16 protein-coding genes are annotated in these 16644 nt (G+C 53.6%); 14 read left to right on the forward strand and 2 right to left on the reverse strand.

Features of this window, described 5'->3' with window-relative positions:
* Positions 1 to 11 precede the first annotated feature (11 nt).
* The gene (locus RJ53_RS05360) at positions 12 to 1163 is read left to right on the forward strand and encodes an iron ABC transporter substrate-binding protein (protein WP_211530590.1); all 1152 of its coding nucleotides are present in this window, start codon (positions 12 to 14) and stop codon (positions 1161 to 1163) included.
* A 43-nt stretch (positions 1164 to 1206) separates the two neighbouring features.
* Here RJ53_RS05360 and RJ53_RS05365 read toward each other — a convergent pair whose 3' ends face one another.
* Complete coding sequence (locus RJ53_RS05365; RefSeq protein WP_246496002.1) at positions 1207 to 2244, reverse strand: radical SAM protein; 1038 nt, start codon at positions 2242 to 2244, stop codon at positions 1207 to 1209.
* Positions 2245 to 2544: 300 nt separating this feature from the next.
* Here RJ53_RS05365 and RJ53_RS05370 point away from each other — a divergent pair, with 300 nt between their 5' ends.
* From RJ53_RS05370 to RJ53_RS05430, 13 genes are all read left to right on the forward strand, one after another.
* Complete coding sequence (locus RJ53_RS05370; RefSeq protein WP_211530647.1) at positions 2545 to 3615, forward strand: FecCD family ABC transporter permease; 1071 nt, start codon at positions 2545 to 2547, stop codon at positions 3613 to 3615.
* Positions 3612 to 4439, forward strand: a complete 828-nt coding sequence (locus RJ53_RS05375; RefSeq protein WP_211530591.1) for an ABC transporter ATP-binding protein — start codon at positions 3612 to 3614, stop codon at positions 4437 to 4439. Before RJ53_RS05370 ends, RJ53_RS05375 begins: the two co-directional genes overlap by 4 nt.
* Positions 4423 to 5058, forward strand: a complete 636-nt coding sequence (locus RJ53_RS05380) for an FmdE family protein (RefSeq protein ID WP_211530592.1) — start codon at positions 4423 to 4425, stop codon at positions 5056 to 5058. The genes RJ53_RS05375 and RJ53_RS05380 overlap by 17 nt, the downstream gene beginning before the upstream one ends.
* A gap of 85 nt (positions 5059 to 5143) precedes the next feature.
* A complete protein-coding gene (locus tag RJ53_RS05385; RefSeq protein ID WP_246496003.1) occupies positions 5144 to 6076 on the forward strand; it encodes a glycine betaine ABC transporter substrate-binding protein in 933 nt (310 codons plus the stop codon).
* Between the two features lie 89 nt (positions 6077 to 6165).
* On the forward strand, positions 6166 to 7242 hold the full coding sequence (locus RJ53_RS05390) for an ABC transporter ATP-binding protein (protein ID WP_343221841.1): 1077 nt from the start codon (positions 6166 to 6168) through the stop codon (positions 7240 to 7242).
* 11 nt (positions 7243 to 7253) lie between these two features.
* Complete coding sequence (locus RJ53_RS05395; RefSeq protein ID WP_211530593.1) at positions 7254 to 7889, forward strand: ABC transporter permease; 636 nt, start codon at positions 7254 to 7256, stop codon at positions 7887 to 7889.
* Complete coding sequence (locus RJ53_RS05400; RefSeq protein ID WP_211530594.1) at positions 7883 to 8494, forward strand: ABC transporter permease; 612 nt, start codon at positions 7883 to 7885, stop codon at positions 8492 to 8494. The genes RJ53_RS05395 and RJ53_RS05400 overlap by 7 nt, the downstream gene beginning before the upstream one ends.
* An 80-nt stretch (positions 8495 to 8574) precedes the next feature.
* Positions 8575 to 9768 carry an META domain-containing protein gene (locus tag RJ53_RS05405; protein ID WP_211530595.1) on the forward strand — a complete coding sequence of 398 codons (1194 nt, stop codon included), beginning with the start codon at positions 8575 to 8577 and terminating at the stop codon, positions 9766 to 9768.
* A gap of 539 nt (positions 9769 to 10307) precedes the next feature.
* Positions 10308 to 12380, forward strand: a complete 2073-nt coding sequence (gene fdhF / locus RJ53_RS05410) for a formate dehydrogenase subunit alpha (RefSeq protein WP_211530596.1) — start codon at positions 10308 to 10310, stop codon at positions 12378 to 12380.
* 5 nt (positions 12381 to 12385) lie between these two features.
* Complete coding sequence (locus RJ53_RS05415) at positions 12386 to 13540, forward strand: Coenzyme F420 hydrogenase/dehydrogenase, beta subunit C-terminal domain (RefSeq protein WP_211530597.1); 1155 nt, start codon at positions 12386 to 12388, stop codon at positions 13538 to 13540.
* Between the two features lie 408 nt (positions 13541 to 13948).
* The gene (locus RJ53_RS05420) at positions 13949 to 15124 is read left to right on the forward strand and encodes a hypothetical protein (protein ID WP_211530598.1); all 1176 of its coding nucleotides are present in this window, start codon (positions 13949 to 13951) and stop codon (positions 15122 to 15124) included.
* Between the two features lie 36 nt (positions 15125 to 15160).
* Positions 15161 to 15433 (forward strand): DUF4405 domain-containing protein, encoded by a 273-nt coding sequence (locus tag RJ53_RS05425; RefSeq protein WP_211530599.1) that lies wholly within the window; start codon positions 15161 to 15163, stop codon positions 15431 to 15433.
* Positions 15426 to 15713, forward strand: a complete 288-nt coding sequence (locus RJ53_RS05430; RefSeq protein ID WP_211530600.1) for a hypothetical protein — start codon at positions 15426 to 15428, stop codon at positions 15711 to 15713. Before RJ53_RS05425 ends, RJ53_RS05430 begins: the two co-directional genes overlap by 8 nt.
* Positions 15714 to 15744: 31 nt before the next feature.
* On the opposite strand, the gene RJ53_RS05435 is transcribed toward RJ53_RS05430, so the two are convergent.
* Positions 15745 to 16623, reverse strand: coding sequence for a proline iminopeptidase-family hydrolase (locus RJ53_RS05435; protein WP_211530601.1), 879 nt, complete (start codon positions 16621 to 16623; stop codon positions 15745 to 15747).
* Between the last annotated feature and the right edge of the window lie 21 nt (positions 16624 to 16644).

Raw genomic sequence — 16644 nt, forward strand, 5'->3', positions numbered from 1 at the left:
GATGTGGTATTATGAATAATTACATTCGTTTGATTATGTGTGGGGCACTTCTTCTTGCCCTCCTCGCAGCCGCTGGCTGTGTCGATGAATCAGGTTTATCCGCTACTCAATCGGCAGAACCTCAAGAGATGACCCTCAACGACGGCTTCGGCCGCACGGTGACGATACCGCAACCCGTGGAGAGCGTCCTTTGCTCCGGCTCCGGCACGCTCCGGTATCTTGTGTATCTCCAGGGCGAGGATCTCGTTGTCGGTGTCGACAGCATCGAGAAGCAGCACCGTGACATAGAAGGGCGCCCCTATGCGCTGGTGCACCGGGAGAGGTTCCAGCAATTACCTCTCTTTGGTGAGTTCAGAGGAAAGGACGACCCCGAAAAAGTCATCGGTATCGGTCCCGATCTGATCTTCAAGGGGGGATCAAGCGGGACTGCATATGGCACAAGTATTGCTGAAGTAGATGATCTCCAGACAAAAACCGGTGTACCGGTGATCGGGTTTGCCTATGGTTCGCTCAGAAACGATGCGGAAAAGACCGAGATGTACACCGCCCTCAGGGTGATGGGCAAAGTTATCGGGAATGATGATCGTGCCGAAGAGGTGATCGCATACATCGAGACGACGATAGATGATCTTGAGGCACGTACCCGCGACATTCCTCCTGAAGAACGGAAGCGCGTCTATATCGGTGGTGTGAGCGCTGCCGGAGCCCATGGCATCATCTCGACTGAACCGGCATACCCGCCATTCCTCTGGGTGCATGCAGATAATGTCGCATCCGGCCTCGGGACCGCTCATGTTGATGTTGCCAAAGAGGCGATTGTGGACTGGGATCCCGACTATATCTTCATTGATGCCGGTACAACCCGGATGGACAATGAAGGAGCAGTCGGGCAGCTGAGGGATGATCCGGCTCTCAAGGGCCTCACCGCCGTGAAAGAGGGGCGGGTGTATGGAGTGCTTCCGTACAACTTCTACAACACAAACTACGAAACGGTACTTGCGAATGCCTACTCTATCGGCAAGGTGCTCTATCCCGACAGGTTTGAGGATATCGATCCTGTAGAGAAGGGTGAGGAGATCATGGCCTTCTTCGTCGGAAAACCGGTCTTTTCCGAGCTAAACAGCCAGTTCAACAACTTTGGATTCCGGCCTGTATCGCTCTGAGGGAAGATCTCCATTTCTTCCCTCTTTTTGTGCAGGGGTGTCTTCAGTGGTTCTCTTCTTCCTTTGGATCGCCTTCATCCGGGAGCGAGCTGCTGTAAAAGGTGCCACGGGTGCCGCGGTAGGATCTGATCTCGCCTGCATTCTCAAGATCCCGCAGTATCTTCGCCACCTCGCCTCCGGACATGCCGGTTGCCGTGATGATATCCTCGATTGTCGAGGGGCGGCGGGAGAGCATCGCACTGATCATCTCTTTCTCTTCGCCAGGTACGGTTCCTGATTTTGGTGCAGACGGTGAGAGGTTGACAATCTCTACCTTCTCTCTGCCAAGAATCTCTCGTACCATATTCAGTTCTGCCTCAGATGCCGCCTGCACCCAGCTCTCCGGAGCGGGCCGGTCAAGCGTGTTCAGTTGTACACGATCGGGATTTATTCTGGTGATTGCGTCACGGAGTGAAATGAGTTCTTCTTCTGAGGTATTGACCCCCGGAATGATGAAGATCTCAAGCCAGATCCCGCCCCGGTACTCTCTCCTGAACTCTTCCATCCCTGCGATGATTGCATCGATCGAAAGTGAGGGGTGGGGCCTGTGAATACGTTCAAATGTCTCCTGCCTGGCGGAGGTGAGGGTGGGTATCACCCGGTCTGCACGCATGAGCTCTTCTCTGACATCCGACCGGGTGAGGAGGCTTCCGTTCGTGAGGACGCTTATGATGTACTGTGGAAACTCCTCTTTCACCATCGCAATCACATTACCAAGCGAGAGTGAGAGGGTTGGTTCCCCCGATCCCGCGAAGGTGACCGAGTCGAGTTGCGGACTGGTGGAAAGGGTACTCCTGAGCTCTTCCATCACTTCGTTCTCAGGAATGATTATGGATCGTTCTATCGTCTGGATGGTAGTCTCACCGCATTCGCAGTAGACGCAGTTGTATGAACAGGTCTTATACGGGATGAGATCGATCCCAAGCGATCTGCCGAGCCGATGTGACTGAACTGGTCCAAAGATATGTTTTCTTCTCATGATTCTCTCTCTTCCGGTCGTCAGCGATTCGCTGGTGGATCGCTGTTTCATCTGTGTGTTCATTCTTGTCAATTATAGCTCCTTGTATTGATGCAGACCAACTCTTCAGTTCCATCGGAGATCCGGTAGTGTACACAGAATTACAAAAAGCAGGCTGTGGTTATATGCTCTATAAATTATATTTTGTTGAATTGTTCGGAAAATGATTAAAATAGGTAATCTTATGTATTCGTAAAATACATTTGTATCTGAAGAGGTATACAGTTATTTCATATTCGTATGAAGTACTGAAAACTCCCACCACCACACGAAAACCCGAGGGATCCGAAATGACAGAGAAGAAGATACGGGGTGAATCCTGGTTTGCACTTCGCTGATGGCGAATTACCAGCGGACTATCTTAAGTATACCTACCGGAAGGTTCTCTGGATACTTGGTGGGATCGTCGCTCTCTTCCTCCTTCTTATCCTCTCGATCTCGGTCGGGGCTGTGACAATACCTCCCTATGAGGTCTTCCTGACCCTTATCGGGCAGAATGTCACCGATAAATGGGATCGGATCATCTGGAATATCCGGCTCCCCCAGGCACTGACGGCGATCGTCTGTGGAGCCGGGCTTGCGGTTGCCGGGGTTGCGATGCAGTCGATCCTCCGAAATCCGCTTGCCTCACCCTTCACCCTTGGTATCTCAAACGCGGGTGCGTTTGGTGCTGCGGTCGCAATCATCTTCCTTGGAACAGGAAGGATGACCTCGACGACTGCGGGTGCGGTTATGATAAATAATCCGTACCTGACGACGATCGTCGCCTTCATCTTCTGTATGCTCGCAACGATAGCGATCATTACGATAGCGAAGGTCAAGGCCTCCTCTCCGGAAGTTGTGATCCTCGCTGGTGTCGCCCTTTCGTCACTCTTTACGGCAGGTGTGATGTTCCTCCAGTACTTCAGTGATGATGCACAGCTTGCAGCGGTCGTTCACTGGACATTCGGCGATGTCGGGCGAGCCGGATGGTCGGAGTTTTACCTTATGGCAGGTATTGTCGTGCTCGCCTGCATCTACTTCATTGCAAACCGCTGGAACTATAATGCGATGGATGCCGGGGATGAGACCGCCAAAGGGCTCGGTGTCAATGTGGAGCAGCTCAGGAATGTCGGAATGATCGTCGCTGCCCTCGTCACAGCCGTCCTCGTCTCCTTCCTCGGGGTGATCGGGTTCGTCGGCCTTGTCTGCCCCCACATGGTCCGGCGGATCATCGGGGATGAGCAGCGGTATCTGATTCCCGGATCAATTGTGATGGGCGGCATCCTCCTGCTTGCCTCTGATACGGTTGCACGTCTGATTGTAGCTCCGTATGTTCTGCCGGTTGCAATCCTGACGGCGTTTATGGGTGCCCCGGTCTTCATCTATCTCCTCCTCAGGGGGTATAACCGATGATCCTTGGTGTTGATGAACTGAAGTTTATGTACCGGAACAAGGGGATTCTCGACGAGATCGCCTTCTCCATTAATGAAGGTGAGATCGTTGCGATCCTCGGGCCTAATGGTGTCGGGAAGACGACCCTCCTCAAGTGCTTAAACCGGATCCTTGTCCCGAAGCAGGGTGTCGTTACCGTTGGTGGCGATACCATCACCTCCCTTGACCTGATGGAGATCGCCCGGAGGATCGGCTATGTTCCCCAGCGGGTCGAGACAGGGAGATTAACCGGCTTCGATGCCGTCCTCCTCGGGAGGCGGCCGCATATTGGCTGGGATGTCACCGAAAAGGATCTCCGGATCGTCGAGGCGGCATTTCGGAGCTTTGGGATTGATCGCCTCCGCCTCCACTACATCGACGAGATGAGCGGGGGAGAACTCCAGATGATCGCCATTGCACGGGCCTTTGTCCAGGAGCCGAAGATCCTCCTGCTGGATGAGCCGACGAGTGCGCTTGACCTGAAGAACCAGATCGAGATCCTGCAGAGAATCAACGCAATCGTGGCAGAACACAATATCGCTGTTGTAATGACGGTCCATGATCTCAATACGGCCCTCCGATATGCAGATCGGTTCATCTTATTGAAGGATCAGTATGTCCATACCTGCGGGGATAAGAGCGTCGTTACTGCTGAGGTGATCGAGGCGGTCTATGGCGTCCCGGTGATGATCGGAGAACTTGCCGGGGTTACCTGTGTCATCCCACAATGTCTCTGCAATGGGAATGGAAGGAAAACGAAGATACCCACAGACGAAGAAGGTACTACCTATGTGCGAAACTCATGATCACCAGCATTTTGAAGCAACCGGGAAATACCCGGAATTTGAAGAGTGTGTAAAATTTCACGGTCATTCATGCCCAGGTCTTGCGACCGGCTATCGTGCCGCCCTCGCAGCGATGCAGGCGCTCGGTGTCGCCCGCCCCTATGATGAGGAGCTCGTCACCGTCGCAGAGACTGATGCCTGCGGACTCGATGCGATCCAGTTGGTGACCGGTTGCACTGCAGGAAAGGGGAACCTGATCATCAATGATTATGGGAAGCACGCATTCAGCTTTTATGCCCGTGAGAAGGGAAAAGGCGTCCGAATTCTCATTAAGAACCGGGATATGCCGGGGAAGGCCGAGCTTGATGGCCTGAGGAAGAAGGTATTTGGAGGTTCTGCAACCGAAACCGAGCAGAAGCGGTTTTATGAACTGATGGCGGCAGCAACCGATGCACTCCTCTTGATTCCACAGGATGAGTTGTTGACGGTTGTCGAGATCGCGTATAACCCGCCGCAGAAGGCACGCATCTTTGCCACAGTCACCTGCCCTGACTGCGGGGAGCCTGTTGCTGATGGGAAGATGAGGACGGTTGATGGAAAGACTGTCTGTATCCCCTGCTCACTTGCATCCAGGCAGTAAGCATCATTCATTTTTTTAACCGGGTTACTTGGAAATCCATTCATTGAATACTATTATTCAGAATCAAAAAAATATATATTCCCTGATGACCCCTCTCTCATCAGGTGCAATAATGGTGAAAAAATGCATGTATGGTATTCTTGGAGCCCTCATTCTCATCAGCTGTCTGGTGGCAGGGTGTATAGGGGCTGACCAGGCCGGAACGAGTGAGACGATCGTCATCGGCGGAAAACCCTTTAATGAACAGTATATTCTTCCCCAGATGATAGCACTCCTTCTTGAAGATGAGGGATACCGGACAGATATCCGGCCAGGAATGAATGATGCGACCCTCTTTGCCGGGATCAAAAGGGGCCAGGTTGATATCTATGTTGAGTACACCGGAACTGCGTACTCCCAGTTGTTGCAACGTGAACCTCTTGAGACCTGGGACCCGGATCTCGTCTTTGCAGAGGTCCGGTCAGGCATGGCTGAAGAAGGGATCCATGTCCCGTTCAGGCTTGGGTTCAGGAATGACTATGCAATCGCGGTGAAGGAGTCATATGCCACAGAAAATAATATTGAAACCATCAGCGATCTTGTCCCATATGCAGACACCCTTGTCTTTGGCAGCGATCTCGTCTTCCATGAACGTGAAGACGGCCTCCCACGACTGGCAGAGGTTTATGGCCTCTCCTTTGCGGATGTCAGGCCGATGTCGCCGACCCTGATGTATGAGGCGATCGACAAAAACCAGGTTCAGGCGATCCCTCCGTATACCACCGACTCACGGGTGGATCTGTACAATCTGGTCGTCCTTCGGGATGATCAGGCGGCTCTCCCTCCCTATGAGGCGATGCTCTTCATCAGATCCGATCGGATGGCCGATGTTCGTCTCATCAACGCCCTTTCTGTCCTTGAGAACCGGATTGATACCGATGAGATGCGGGCACTGAATGCAGAGTTTGATAATGACAAGCGGGAGGCACGGGATATTGCACGGGATTATCTCATCAGGGAAGGATTGATCTCCTCTTGATTCTGGTGTATCTGCAATAGTCTTCGGAGTGTGATGATCTGGATCAGGGACGGCCGTTTGAGCGTATCGATACCATCACGATACGAGGGATAACGAAGAGGTTTGGAGAGACGGTTGCCGTTGATGATGTCAGCCTTGAGGTACAGGGTGGCGAGCTGCTCATCCTCATCGGAGGATCGGGGTCCGGGAAGACGACGACACTCCGGATGATCAACCGGCTGATCGATCCCGATCAGGGCTCCATCTCGATCAACGGGACTGCTATCACCAGCATCGATGAGATCATTCTGCGGAAGAATATCGGGTATGTGATCCAGCAGATCGGCCTCTTCCCCCATATGACTGTCAGGGAGAATATCGGCCTTGTCCCAAAGATCGAGGGGTGGAGCCATGATCGGATCGAAGAGCGGGTGAAAGAGCTCCTCACCCTCGTTCATCTTCCCCCGGAGATCTTTATGGATCGATATCCAAAGGAGCTCTCCGGCGGCCAGCAGCAGCGGATAGGCCTTGCCAGGGCACTTGTCATGGATCCCCCCCTCCTTCTGATGGATGAGCCGTTCGGGGCCCTTGACCCCCTTCTCAGGCGGCAGCTGCAGGATGAGTTCATCGGGATCAAGGAGGATATCGGCAGAACGATCGTCTTTGTGACCCATGATATCAATGAGGCGTTCCGGCTTGGCGATCGGATCGCGATCATGCATGAAGGAAGGATTGTACAGGTGGGTACTGCACGGGATCTCATCCTGAGTCCTGCTGATCCGATGGTCGCCGGACTCGTCGGGTCTGATCACCTGTACAGACATCTTGAGAACCTGACCGTACAGGATATCATGCGGCCGGTCTCCCGGGTATGCCTTCTTCAGGCTTCTACCTCAATCAGTTCTGCGATTGTCCTGATGACCGATGGGGGTGAGGAGGTTGCGGTCATCAGTGACGGGTCATCCCTCTCCGGAGTTGTCTGGATCTCTGATCTTCTGCGGGGTGGCCGGCTTTCGGGGACGGTTGGATCCTATGCCCGATCCCCCCCCATCCTGAGACCGGATGGCACAGCCCTCTCGGCAATCTCCGGCATGAAGGCTGATGGAGATTCCATTGCCCTTGTTATGAATGGTGAGGAGCTGCTTGGCATCTTCACCCCTGATGAGGTTCTGCGGCGGCTTGTATAGGGTGACCCCGGATGATCGATGAGATACAGACGGTCTGGATCAGATATAATCTGACCGAACGGACGATAGAGCATCTTCAGATATTCACCATCGCCCTCCTGCTGGCAATCACTATCGGGGTGGCGACCGGACTCTTTCTCTACCGGCGGAGGAGATATTCACCACCGGTCTTTTCGACCCTGAATGCGGTGCAGACCTTCCCTGATATCGCCCTTCTCATTCTTCTCATTCCTCTTGCAGGAATAGGGACTGTCCCGACGATCATCGCCTGCGTCCTCTACTCGATCCTCCCGATTGCACGAAACACCTATACAGGGCTTATCTCTGTCGGCCCCGAGCTCCTTGAGGTCGGGCGGGCGATGGGGCTGGTTGAACGGGATATCCTCATGAAGATCCGGTTTCCCCTCGCCTTCCCGATGATCGCCGGTGGGATCCGGATTGCCATCGTCTTTACGATGGGGATCGTCACCCTTGGCGGGATCTTTGGTGCAGGGGGGCTCGGAGCACCGCTCCAGACCGGGATTAACCTGATGCGGCCCGATATCATCTTTGTTGCGGGTATCTGGGTCGGGCTTCTTGCCGTCATCCTTGATGGTATCGCAGGCGGTATCGAGGCGGAACTGAAGAGGAGGTTTGGATCATGGTGAGCCTTGAGCTGCTTGGAACCCCGGTTCTTCAGCATATCATCCTTGCATATATCGCTCTCATTGCGAGCATTCTCCTTGGAATACCACTTGCCATCCTTTCCCTCTACAGCCGGTCCTTGCAGAAGGTCGTCATGGTCATGGCAAACCTGATGCAGGCGGTTCCAACATTTGCCGTTGTTGCCTTCGTCGTTCCGCTCATCGGGATCGGGTTCTGGCCCGCGATCATCGCCATCCTCCTCCGGGCTCTCCTCCCGATCATCAAAAATACATGGGTCGGGCTTTCGTCCCTGGATCCTGCACTCATCGCCTCTGCCGAGGGCATCGGCCTCTCCCAATGGGAGATCATCAGGTATGTCCGGCTCCCGAATGCCTATCCTGCAATCTTTGCAGGGGTGAAGTTCGCCGCGATCCTTGCAAACAGTGTTGCGATACTGACGGCGATGATCGGGAGCGGCGGGCTTGGAACAGTCGTCTTTGAAGGGCTCGCCGGGGTGAATATGATGAAGATGATGTCCGGGGCCCTCCCCGCCATCGGGATCGCCCTCTTCCTCGATACCTCATTTGGATGGCTGGAGAAGAGGATGGTGCCGCCAGGGATGAAGTGATTATGCCTCCCCGGTGATAGATGCGAAGAAATTTGAAGTAATCGCCATAGTATTATTAAAGGGTGGCCGATACTACTGGTATGAGAAGACTTCTTACAATAACAGCCCTCCTCCTTGGGGCATCCATTGCCCTGGTTGCAGCAGGCTGCGTATCTGTTCCTCCGCCTCCACCGGATGATGAGATCGGATCGAATCTCCCCGGAACAACATGGCAGCTCTCCACACTCTATGTTGATGGATCGGCATCCCCGGTCCTTCCGAATACGACAATCACAGTTCGGTTCGATGAAGACACCATCGCCGGATCTGCCGGCTGCAACCAGTACTTTGGATCGTACAGTCTGGTTGGTTCCGAGATCTCCATCGGAACAATCGGCTCAACCCTGATGTACTGTGGAGAACCCGGTGTTATGGATCAGGAGGCGCTCTATCTCTCCCTCCTCGGCGATGCAGATGTAATTGCTGCCGATGAAGAGAACCTTACCCTGTCGGCTGCTGACGGTTCATTCCTCCTCGTCTTTGATCGCTTCAGGGAGATCCCCGCAATCCCGGATGAGGGGCTGGCAGAGTACATCAAAGGATCAGAATGGCAGCTTACCGCTCTCCATTATGATGATGCGGTCTCCTCCGTCATCTCAGGCTCTGAGATTACTCTCATCTTTGATGAAGAGAGCATCTCCGGCTCGGCAGGATGCAACCGGTATATGGGATCATACAGTGTGGATGGAGCCGGGATCTCCATAGGAGCGATCGGAGCCACGAAGATGTTCTGTGGGGAGGCTGGCATTATGGCACAGGAGACACGATACCTCTCCCTCCTTGGCGAGGCAGAAGCCATTGCAGTCGATGGTGAGAGGCTTGTCCTCTCTGCCGCAGACGGTTCCCCGCTTCTCACCTTCAAGCGTGCCATTGAGTCGCCCGCCCTCTCCCTGACCGGAGTGCAGTGGAGGCTTCTCTCCATCACTGAGAATGGCACTCGTACCGAGGCCATCCCTGAACGGGCAGTAACCGCAACCTTTGATGGTGAGCGGATCGGCGGTTCCGGTGGATGCAACAGTTACTCTGCGGGCTACCAGATAGACGGTTCGATGCTGGTGATCGATCACCCGGTCTCGACCCTGGTCTACTGCCAGTCTCCTCCGGGCCTGATGGACCGGGAGAGCCGTTTCTTCTCTCTTCTGCCGAAGATGGATCTGTACATCATTGAAGATGGCTCTCTCACCCTCTCCTCGGCCGATGGAGATATTTCTCTCTCATTTGTCAGTGGAATATAAGATTCCTCATTCCGCTGATGAGGGGGTGGGGATGATTTCCCTCTCCCATGCAGCTTTTTTCTGAACTATCTGGGTATTCTCCATAATATTCGTTTGTTCATGATTTAATCCGCGAAGAAGTCTTTTTACGCCGTCTACTCCTCCCCTCGGGAGGATGATGCATTTCCCTTCATTTCTGATTCATGAGTTACCGATACAGAAAAAGCAGAACCTCTGATATTTGTATATAATTCGCGATATGCCGCGCACTATACCTCTCCTTTATATTCCGGTGTCCATGCACGTAATATATCTTATCAAAACCTATAAAAAGGTTAGAAAAGCTCATCTCTCAAAGGAATACTCTTTTCTCTCCAAAGGTGATCTCGTCGGATTTGGTACCTGCTCTCTGTTCGCAACATGCAAAACAAAATCGTATGAACGTTAACTAAGTTAAGTTTACAGCCAATTTCCAAATAGGGGTGCATTAAAGCAATAAAATTCAAATCAACATATTTAAGCCATGAATATTACACCACTCTATTGTCCGAGGTTTAACCATGGCAATGAAATATGTACAAACCACCTGCCCGTACTGCGGGACAGGCTGCAGCATGAACCTGGTCGTCAACGACGGCAAGGTCGTGGGCGTCGCCCCATACCAGCGCTCCCCCGTCAATGAGGGGAAACTCTGTCCAAAGGGCGTCTATGCTCACGAGTTCATTAACAGTGAAGACCGGCTGACCACCCCGCTCATCAAGAAGGACGGGAAGTTCGTCGAAGCCAGCTGGGACGAGGCATACGACCTCATCGCCCAGAAGCTGAAGTCCTACAAGCCGAGCGAGCTTGCAGTGCTTGCCTCTGCCCGTGTCAGCAACGAGGAGAACTATGCGATCATGAAGTTCGCCCGTGGTGTACTGAAGACGACGCACATCGATCACTGTGCCCGTCTCTGCCACTCCTCCTCCGTCGCCGGGCTTGCAACGACGTTCGGCTCCGGTGCAATGACCAACTCGATCGCCGACATCGCCGAATCGAAGTGTATCTTCATCATCGGGAGCAACACCTTTGAGCAGCACCCGCTCATCGGCCGGAGTGTCGCCCGTGCCCGGAAGAACGGCGCCAAACTGATCTACGCTGATCCCCGTCTCACCGCCACCGGCAAGCAGGCCGACCTGTACATGCAGTTTAGAAGCGGCACCGATGTGGCCATCTTCAACGCAATGATGCAGGAGATCATCAAAAACGGCTGGGAAGACAAAGAGTTCATCGAGAAGCGTTGTGTCGAGTATGACGCCCTGAAGGGCGAAGTCATGAAGCCCGAATACTCGCTTGAGAACGTCGAGAAGATCTCGGGTATCCCCGCCGCCCAGCTGAAGCAGGCCGCAGAATGGTACGCCACAAGCGGCGCCTCCTCGCTCCTCTTCTCGATGGGTATCACGCAGCACACCACCGGTGTGGATAACGTCAAATCGACCGCCAACCTCGCCATGCTCACCGGCAACATCGGTCGGCCCGGCACCGGTGTGAACCCGCTCCGTGGCCAGAACAATGTCCAGGGTGCCTGTGACATGGGCTGTCTCCCTGTCGTCTTCACCGGCTACCAGAAGGTCATCGATGAAGCCGCCCACAAGAAGTTCTCCGATGCCTGGGGCTTCCCGGACGGCATCTGTGCGCCACAGAACGGGTATGAAGTCACCATCATGCTCAAGACGCTCAATGAGAAGCCCGGCGAATTAAAGGGCATGTACATCATGGGCGAGAACCCGATGCTCTCTGATGCAAACCTCTCGCATGTAAAAGAAGCAATGGAGAAGCTTGAGTTCCTCGTCGTCCAGGATATCTTCATGACCGAGACCGCCGAGATGGCCGATGTCGTCCTCCCCGCCACCTGCTATGCAGAGAAGGATGGATGCCAGACCTCGACCGAGCGTCGTGTCCAGCGTTTCAGAAAGGCGCAGGACCCACCCGGCCAGGCAAAAGTCGACTGGCAGATCATCGCCGAGGTTGCCGCAAAGATGGGCTATGCAGAGCAGTTCGCCTGGCAGTCTGCTGAGGATATCTTCAACGAGATCACCAGCCTGACCCCGTCCTATGGCGGTATGTCGTATGAGCGTATCAACAAACCCGAAGCGCTCCAGTGGCCCTGCCCCGCAGCCGACCACCCCGGCACCCCGATCCTGCACACCGCGGCATTTGCCCCCGCAATGCCCGACAGCAAGGGTCTGATGACGGCCATCCCGTTCAAATATCCGGCAGAAGTTCCTGACGCCGAGTATCCGTTCATCCTGACGACCGGGAGGAGCTTATTCCACTGGCACACCGGTGGTATGACCCGGCGTTCCGAGTCGCTTGACAGCGAAGTACCAACCGGCTGGATCGAGATCAATGTCGATGATGCCAAAGAACTCGGTATCGCTGACAACGAGATGATCGTCGCAAAGACCCGGCGTGGCCAGGTCAATGTGCCTGCCCGTGTCACAAAGGATATCATGAAAGGCGTGATGTTCATGCCATTCCACTTTGTCGAATGTGCAGCCAACATCCTGACAAACGACGCCCTCGATCCGGTCTCGAAGATTCCGGAGTTCAAGGCCTGTGCTGTCACCGTTGAGAAGATCCAGGAGGCCTGATTACGATGGTTGCAAAAGGCGATATGTTATATGCATGGGCATCTGACGCAGCATGCCTTGAGAAAGGCGAGTGCGGAGGAGCAGTTACTGCTCTCTTAAAGTATGCCCTTGAGAGCAAGATGGTTGATGGTGTCCTCACCGTGAAGAAGGGGGCCGATGTCTATGATGCCAGTGTCGAGATCGTCACCGATCCGGCTGATGTGGAGAAAGGAGCCGGCTCACTCCATTGTGGAACCCTTCTCCTCTCAAAGATTCTCACAAAATATCAGGATGGAGCAAACAACAAGAAGCTCGCCCTCCCTGTCAAAGGCTGTGACATGATGGGTCTCCTTGAGCTTGCACGGAGAAACCAGGTCAATCTTGACAACCTTGTCCTGATCGGGCTCAACTGTGGAGGATCGGTCGCTCCCGTCAATGCACGGAAGATGATCTCCGAGAAGTTCGGAATCGATCCCTCCGATGTCGTGAAAGAGGAGATCGACAAGGGCCAGTTCATCGTCATCACAAAGGATGGCAACCACAAGGGCATCTCCATCGATGAGCTTGAGGAAGAAGGATATGGCCGGAGGAGCAACTGCCGCCGCTGCCTGTATAAGGTTCCACGCCAGGCAGATCTCGCCTGCGGGAACTGGGGTGTCATCGGCGACAAGGCAGGCAAGGCAACCTTTGTTGAGGTCTGTTCCGAGAAGGGAGCCGATCTCGTCAGTAAGGCAGAAGCTGCAGGAGCTGTTGCCACATCGGCAGCTGATCCAAAAGGTATTGCGATTCGTGGCAAAGTCGAGAATGCCATGCTGAAGCTTGGTGAGAAGTGGCGCAAGCATGACTTTGCCGCCCTCTCCGGGAACCTCTGGGATGATATCCAGAAAGAGACCTCCCGGTGCATCAAATGCTACTCATGCATCGAGAACTGCCCGGTCTGTTTCCCGAAGGAAGAGGATCTGAAGAAAGCGACTACGATGGTTCCCACAGGGCAGGTTCCGCCAAACCCCATGTTCCACATGCGGCGACTTGCCCATATCTCGGACTCGTGTGTCAACTGCGGCCAGTGTGAAGAGCTCTGCCCGATGGACATACCGCTTGCGCTCTACTCTCATGCTGTGAGGGCAGAGGCGGATACGACATATCTGCCAAAACTTGGTGAAGCTCCATATAAAAATTAGAAAATCTGTGCGGAGTACTATGACACGGAATCGGTGAGGGTGGCGTGTACCCTGCCGATCACTTTTTTCCCTCTTCAAATCATTGACTTCTCTTGGATTCGATTGGAAATCCATTGGTATATTCTTCTATCCATGGTCTCGTTCGTTATTTTCGTCAATTTCCACGATATTAGGTTTTGACGAATCATTTGATCGGTACAATGCAATATTCTCTTCAAAACCGAATTATTTGAGATTTTACATCCTTTTTCCGAATCTTGTTTGGAGACGCTTCATACCAACCGAATAACCAAATACATCAGGTATCCCCTGATCTGGAAGGGTGGATATGAAAAGGTATGTCAAAGGGCGATTGTTGCCAGATTGTTTCGTGTAACAACCCTATTGACATGACAGGAATGAAGGACTATGATAAAGAAATTATGTGTACTATTTGTATGTGCTCTCTGTCTCTGCGGCTTTGCATCTGCCCACCCGCATGACGATGGTGATACTCCGGATGTGAATCTGCCTCCGATTGTACTTGCTGAAGACGGAAGAACGATATCGATCACCCTTGATGATATGGCCCTCTATTTTGCAGAACTTGATGGCAAAGACAACCCGCATATCGGTTGCTGCATGGTGGTAACCTATCGGGCTTTTGCTGCGGGAATATCCGAAATCTGGGGAGATGGGATCCCGGAGAGATCAGACATTGAGTTTACGTCCGCTCTCGTCTCCAGAGGTAATGTTCGGTCGGCAAAGTATCTCACCGGCAATTTCAAGGATATGAATCCGGCTCATCGCGGGAAGGCCTGGTTCACCGGAGCTGATGGATCATTGATCTCAGATCCAAAGCAGGATGATCTCCAGCACGCATCACGGGAGCGATCTGCTGATTCGTACCGGTTTACCATGACCCGGATCTCGACCGGTGAATCAGTAACGCTCACATTTGCCGATCATGTCTTTCCGGAAGGATACTTTGAGCTGAGGAAGAAAGTGGAAGTCGAAAAAACAGCGACTCCCGAGGAGATTCTCAGGTATGCCGAAGAGCATGCGCTTGTGGATGGGCATTTTATTGATAAATCAGATGCCTGGCTCTTCAATGAGATCTCAAGCGTCCACCCGGTTGTTGTGGAGCTTGAGATCATCGACCGGAGTACCGGCAAAGTTGTTGCCGATTTCCATTATGATCACTGGCATGGAGGGCTCCCGCATATCCATGAAGGCGAGGATATCGAGCTGATGGCACGGTATATCGATGAAAGCGGATCAGTTATTCCGCTCTACCATGGAACCCGGAACCCCGGTGCAGCCTATGCGATGTCCGCAAGGATTGCAGACGGGGCTCCGGCAGGATTTGCCCGGGTCTCGGATCACGGGGATCATGTCCATATCTATGGGGATCATGATGGCGACACCTATGTCGTCTTCCAGCTGATCGACCGTGACACCGGTGCTGTTATCTGGGAATCAGGCAGAATCGAGGTTGAGGTTGAGGAGGGGCACCTGAACATGAAGATGCTCGCTGCAATCGGTGGAGGATTGGTTCTCCTGATTGGTGCGGGCATTGTGATGATGAAGAGAAGGAAGGAGTAAAGCCCTTCCTTCCGCCTTGAATCTCTCTTGAGTACCATGAAACGGAGATCTCTTCTCTATGTCGTCAATATGGGGATGCTCATCTCATTCATCCTCTGTGCTCTGACAGGGATAGTAAAATGGCCGGGGCTCATCCCGAAGCTTGGGCTCACATATCAGACCCTGCCGTTTCCTACGATTACGCTTATCCATGACTGGAGCGGGCTTGTACTCTGTATTCTGGCTGCCATCCATCTTGGTATGCACTGGAACTGGATGATTATCATGACAAAAAGAATGTTCCTCGAACGGAGGCGATCTGATGAATAGTACTATGCTGACCGCAGTCCGGCTGATGCTTCTGGCTGGTCTCTTCTGTGGCGTCTCCGGATGCGTTGATGAACAACCAGGAGGGGACCGACATCTCATTCCCCCGGAAGAGGGTGACTCGATCCAGCAAAGTGAGATGACCCCTGATGAAGCCGCCGCCGCCCTTGCCGGTGCCTGCCCGTTTGGGAAGATCTGCTGTGGTGGTCGTGGTGACTGTTCTTTATTTGCCGATCTGAATGGTGATGGGTGTTGTGATCTCGGTCTCCGTGATGATCCATAGTCGATACTGTTTGGGAGTATCTCTATCTCCCCTACTTCTCCGTCCCTTTGAGAAAAGCGCTCAAAAAAGCTATATACTCCTCTTCTGCCTCAAGAAAATGCATATGCGATGCGCCGGCAAAGACGTGTACTATCGCCCCCTCGGTCATAGCTGCATAATCCCGAACGGTCAGCGGTAGTGCCTCATCGAACTCGCCGCAGGTATAGAGGACAGGCAGCCTGAGGTCGGGGAGCACGCCGGTTGTATCTACCTGCCGGAGGGTCCCCCGGACCGTGAACTCGGACGGCCCCCACATCGCCATGTAGATCGGGACAGCCAGCCGCTCAAACATCCGGTTCAGGCAGTCAGGCCAGGGCTCCATCCGGCAGACGTGACGGTGGTAGTAGCTCATCATCGCCTCCTGGTATGCGGGGGAATCATAGGTCTCAGATGCTTCATGCATCTCGATCACCGCCCGATTATCCGGTGGCATCCGGGCAAGCAGCTGCCGCTGATCTGCTTCCCAGCGGGGTGACGAGATCAGTGGTCCGGCAAGGATCAGTGACGATATCCCGTCCTGGCCAAACCGTTCGAGGTATGCTAAAGCGAGCATCGCCCCAAATGAATGGCCAAGGAGATGCACCGGCCCCGGAGCAAGTGCCTTCCTGACTGCATGCAGCTCATCGGCGAACCGTTCGAGTGTCAGAAACGATGTATCAGGCCTGCCAGGAGAACGGTATGATCCAAGCTGGTCATAGAAGATCACCGGCCGGGCATCGGCAAGAGAACCGAACGGCTCGAATGCATCATAGCTCCCTCCCGGCCCTCCATGGATCAGGATGAGCGGGGTGCCGTTCGTCTCTTTCCCTGCAATACAGTAGCCGACCTCGCCGCCTGGAACGGGGATTGTCCCCTTTGTCCGGGTGTACATAAGAGTAATTCGGGTTTGTGT

Source organism: Methanocalculus chunghsingensis, from assembly GCF_018132105.1.
GTDB classification, from domain to species: Archaea; Halobacteriota; Methanomicrobia; order Methanomicrobiales; family Methanocorpusculaceae; genus Methanocalculus; species Methanocalculus chunghsingensis.

What these genes read in the sequence shown, in the direction of transcription:
- fdhF (WP_211530596.1), top strand. Translation starts at nt 10,308, where the DNA reads ATGGCAATGAAATATGTACAAACCACCTGCCCGTACTGCGGGACAGGC.
- RJ53_RS05405 (WP_211530595.1), top strand. Translation starts at nt 8,575, where the DNA reads ATGAGAAGACTTCTTACAATAACAGCCCTCCTCCTTGGGGCATCCATT.
- RJ53_RS05425 (WP_211530599.1), top strand. Translation starts at nt 15,161, where the DNA reads ATGAAACGGAGATCTCTTCTCTATGTCGTCAATATGGGGATGCTCATC.
- RJ53_RS05380 (WP_211530592.1), top strand. Translation starts at nt 4,423, where the DNA reads ATGTGCGAAACTCATGATCACCAGCATTTTGAAGCAACCGGGAAATAC.
- RJ53_RS05360 (WP_211530590.1), top strand. Translation starts at nt 12, where the DNA reads ATGAATAATTACATTCGTTTGATTATGTGTGGGGCACTTCTTCTTGCC.
- RJ53_RS05415 (WP_211530597.1), top strand. Translation starts at nt 12,386, where the DNA reads ATGGTTGCAAAAGGCGATATGTTATATGCATGGGCATCTGACGCAGCA.
- RJ53_RS05430 (WP_211530600.1), top strand. Translation starts at nt 15,426, where the DNA reads ATGAATAGTACTATGCTGACCGCAGTCCGGCTGATGCTTCTGGCTGGT.
- RJ53_RS05435 (WP_211530601.1), bottom strand. Translation starts at nt 16,623, where the DNA reads ATGTACACCCGGACAAAGGGGACAATCCCCGTTCCAGGCGGCGAGGTC.
- RJ53_RS05420 (WP_211530598.1), top strand. Translation starts at nt 13,949, where the DNA reads ATGATAAAGAAATTATGTGTACTATTTGTATGTGCTCTCTGTCTCTGC.
- RJ53_RS05395 (WP_211530593.1), top strand. Translation starts at nt 7,254, where the DNA reads ATGATCGATGAGATACAGACGGTCTGGATCAGATATAATCTGACCGAA.
- RJ53_RS05385 (WP_246496003.1), top strand. Translation starts at nt 5,144, where the DNA reads ATGACCCCTCTCTCATCAGGTGCAATAATGGTGAAAAAATGCATGTAT.
- RJ53_RS05400 (WP_211530594.1), top strand. Translation starts at nt 7,883, where the DNA reads ATGGTGAGCCTTGAGCTGCTTGGAACCCCGGTTCTTCAGCATATCATC.
- RJ53_RS05375 (WP_211530591.1), top strand. Translation starts at nt 3,612, where the DNA reads ATGATCCTTGGTGTTGATGAACTGAAGTTTATGTACCGGAACAAGGGG.
- RJ53_RS05365 (WP_246496002.1), bottom strand. Translation starts at nt 2,244, where the DNA reads ATGAACACACAGATGAAACAGCGATCCACCAGCGAATCGCTGACGACC.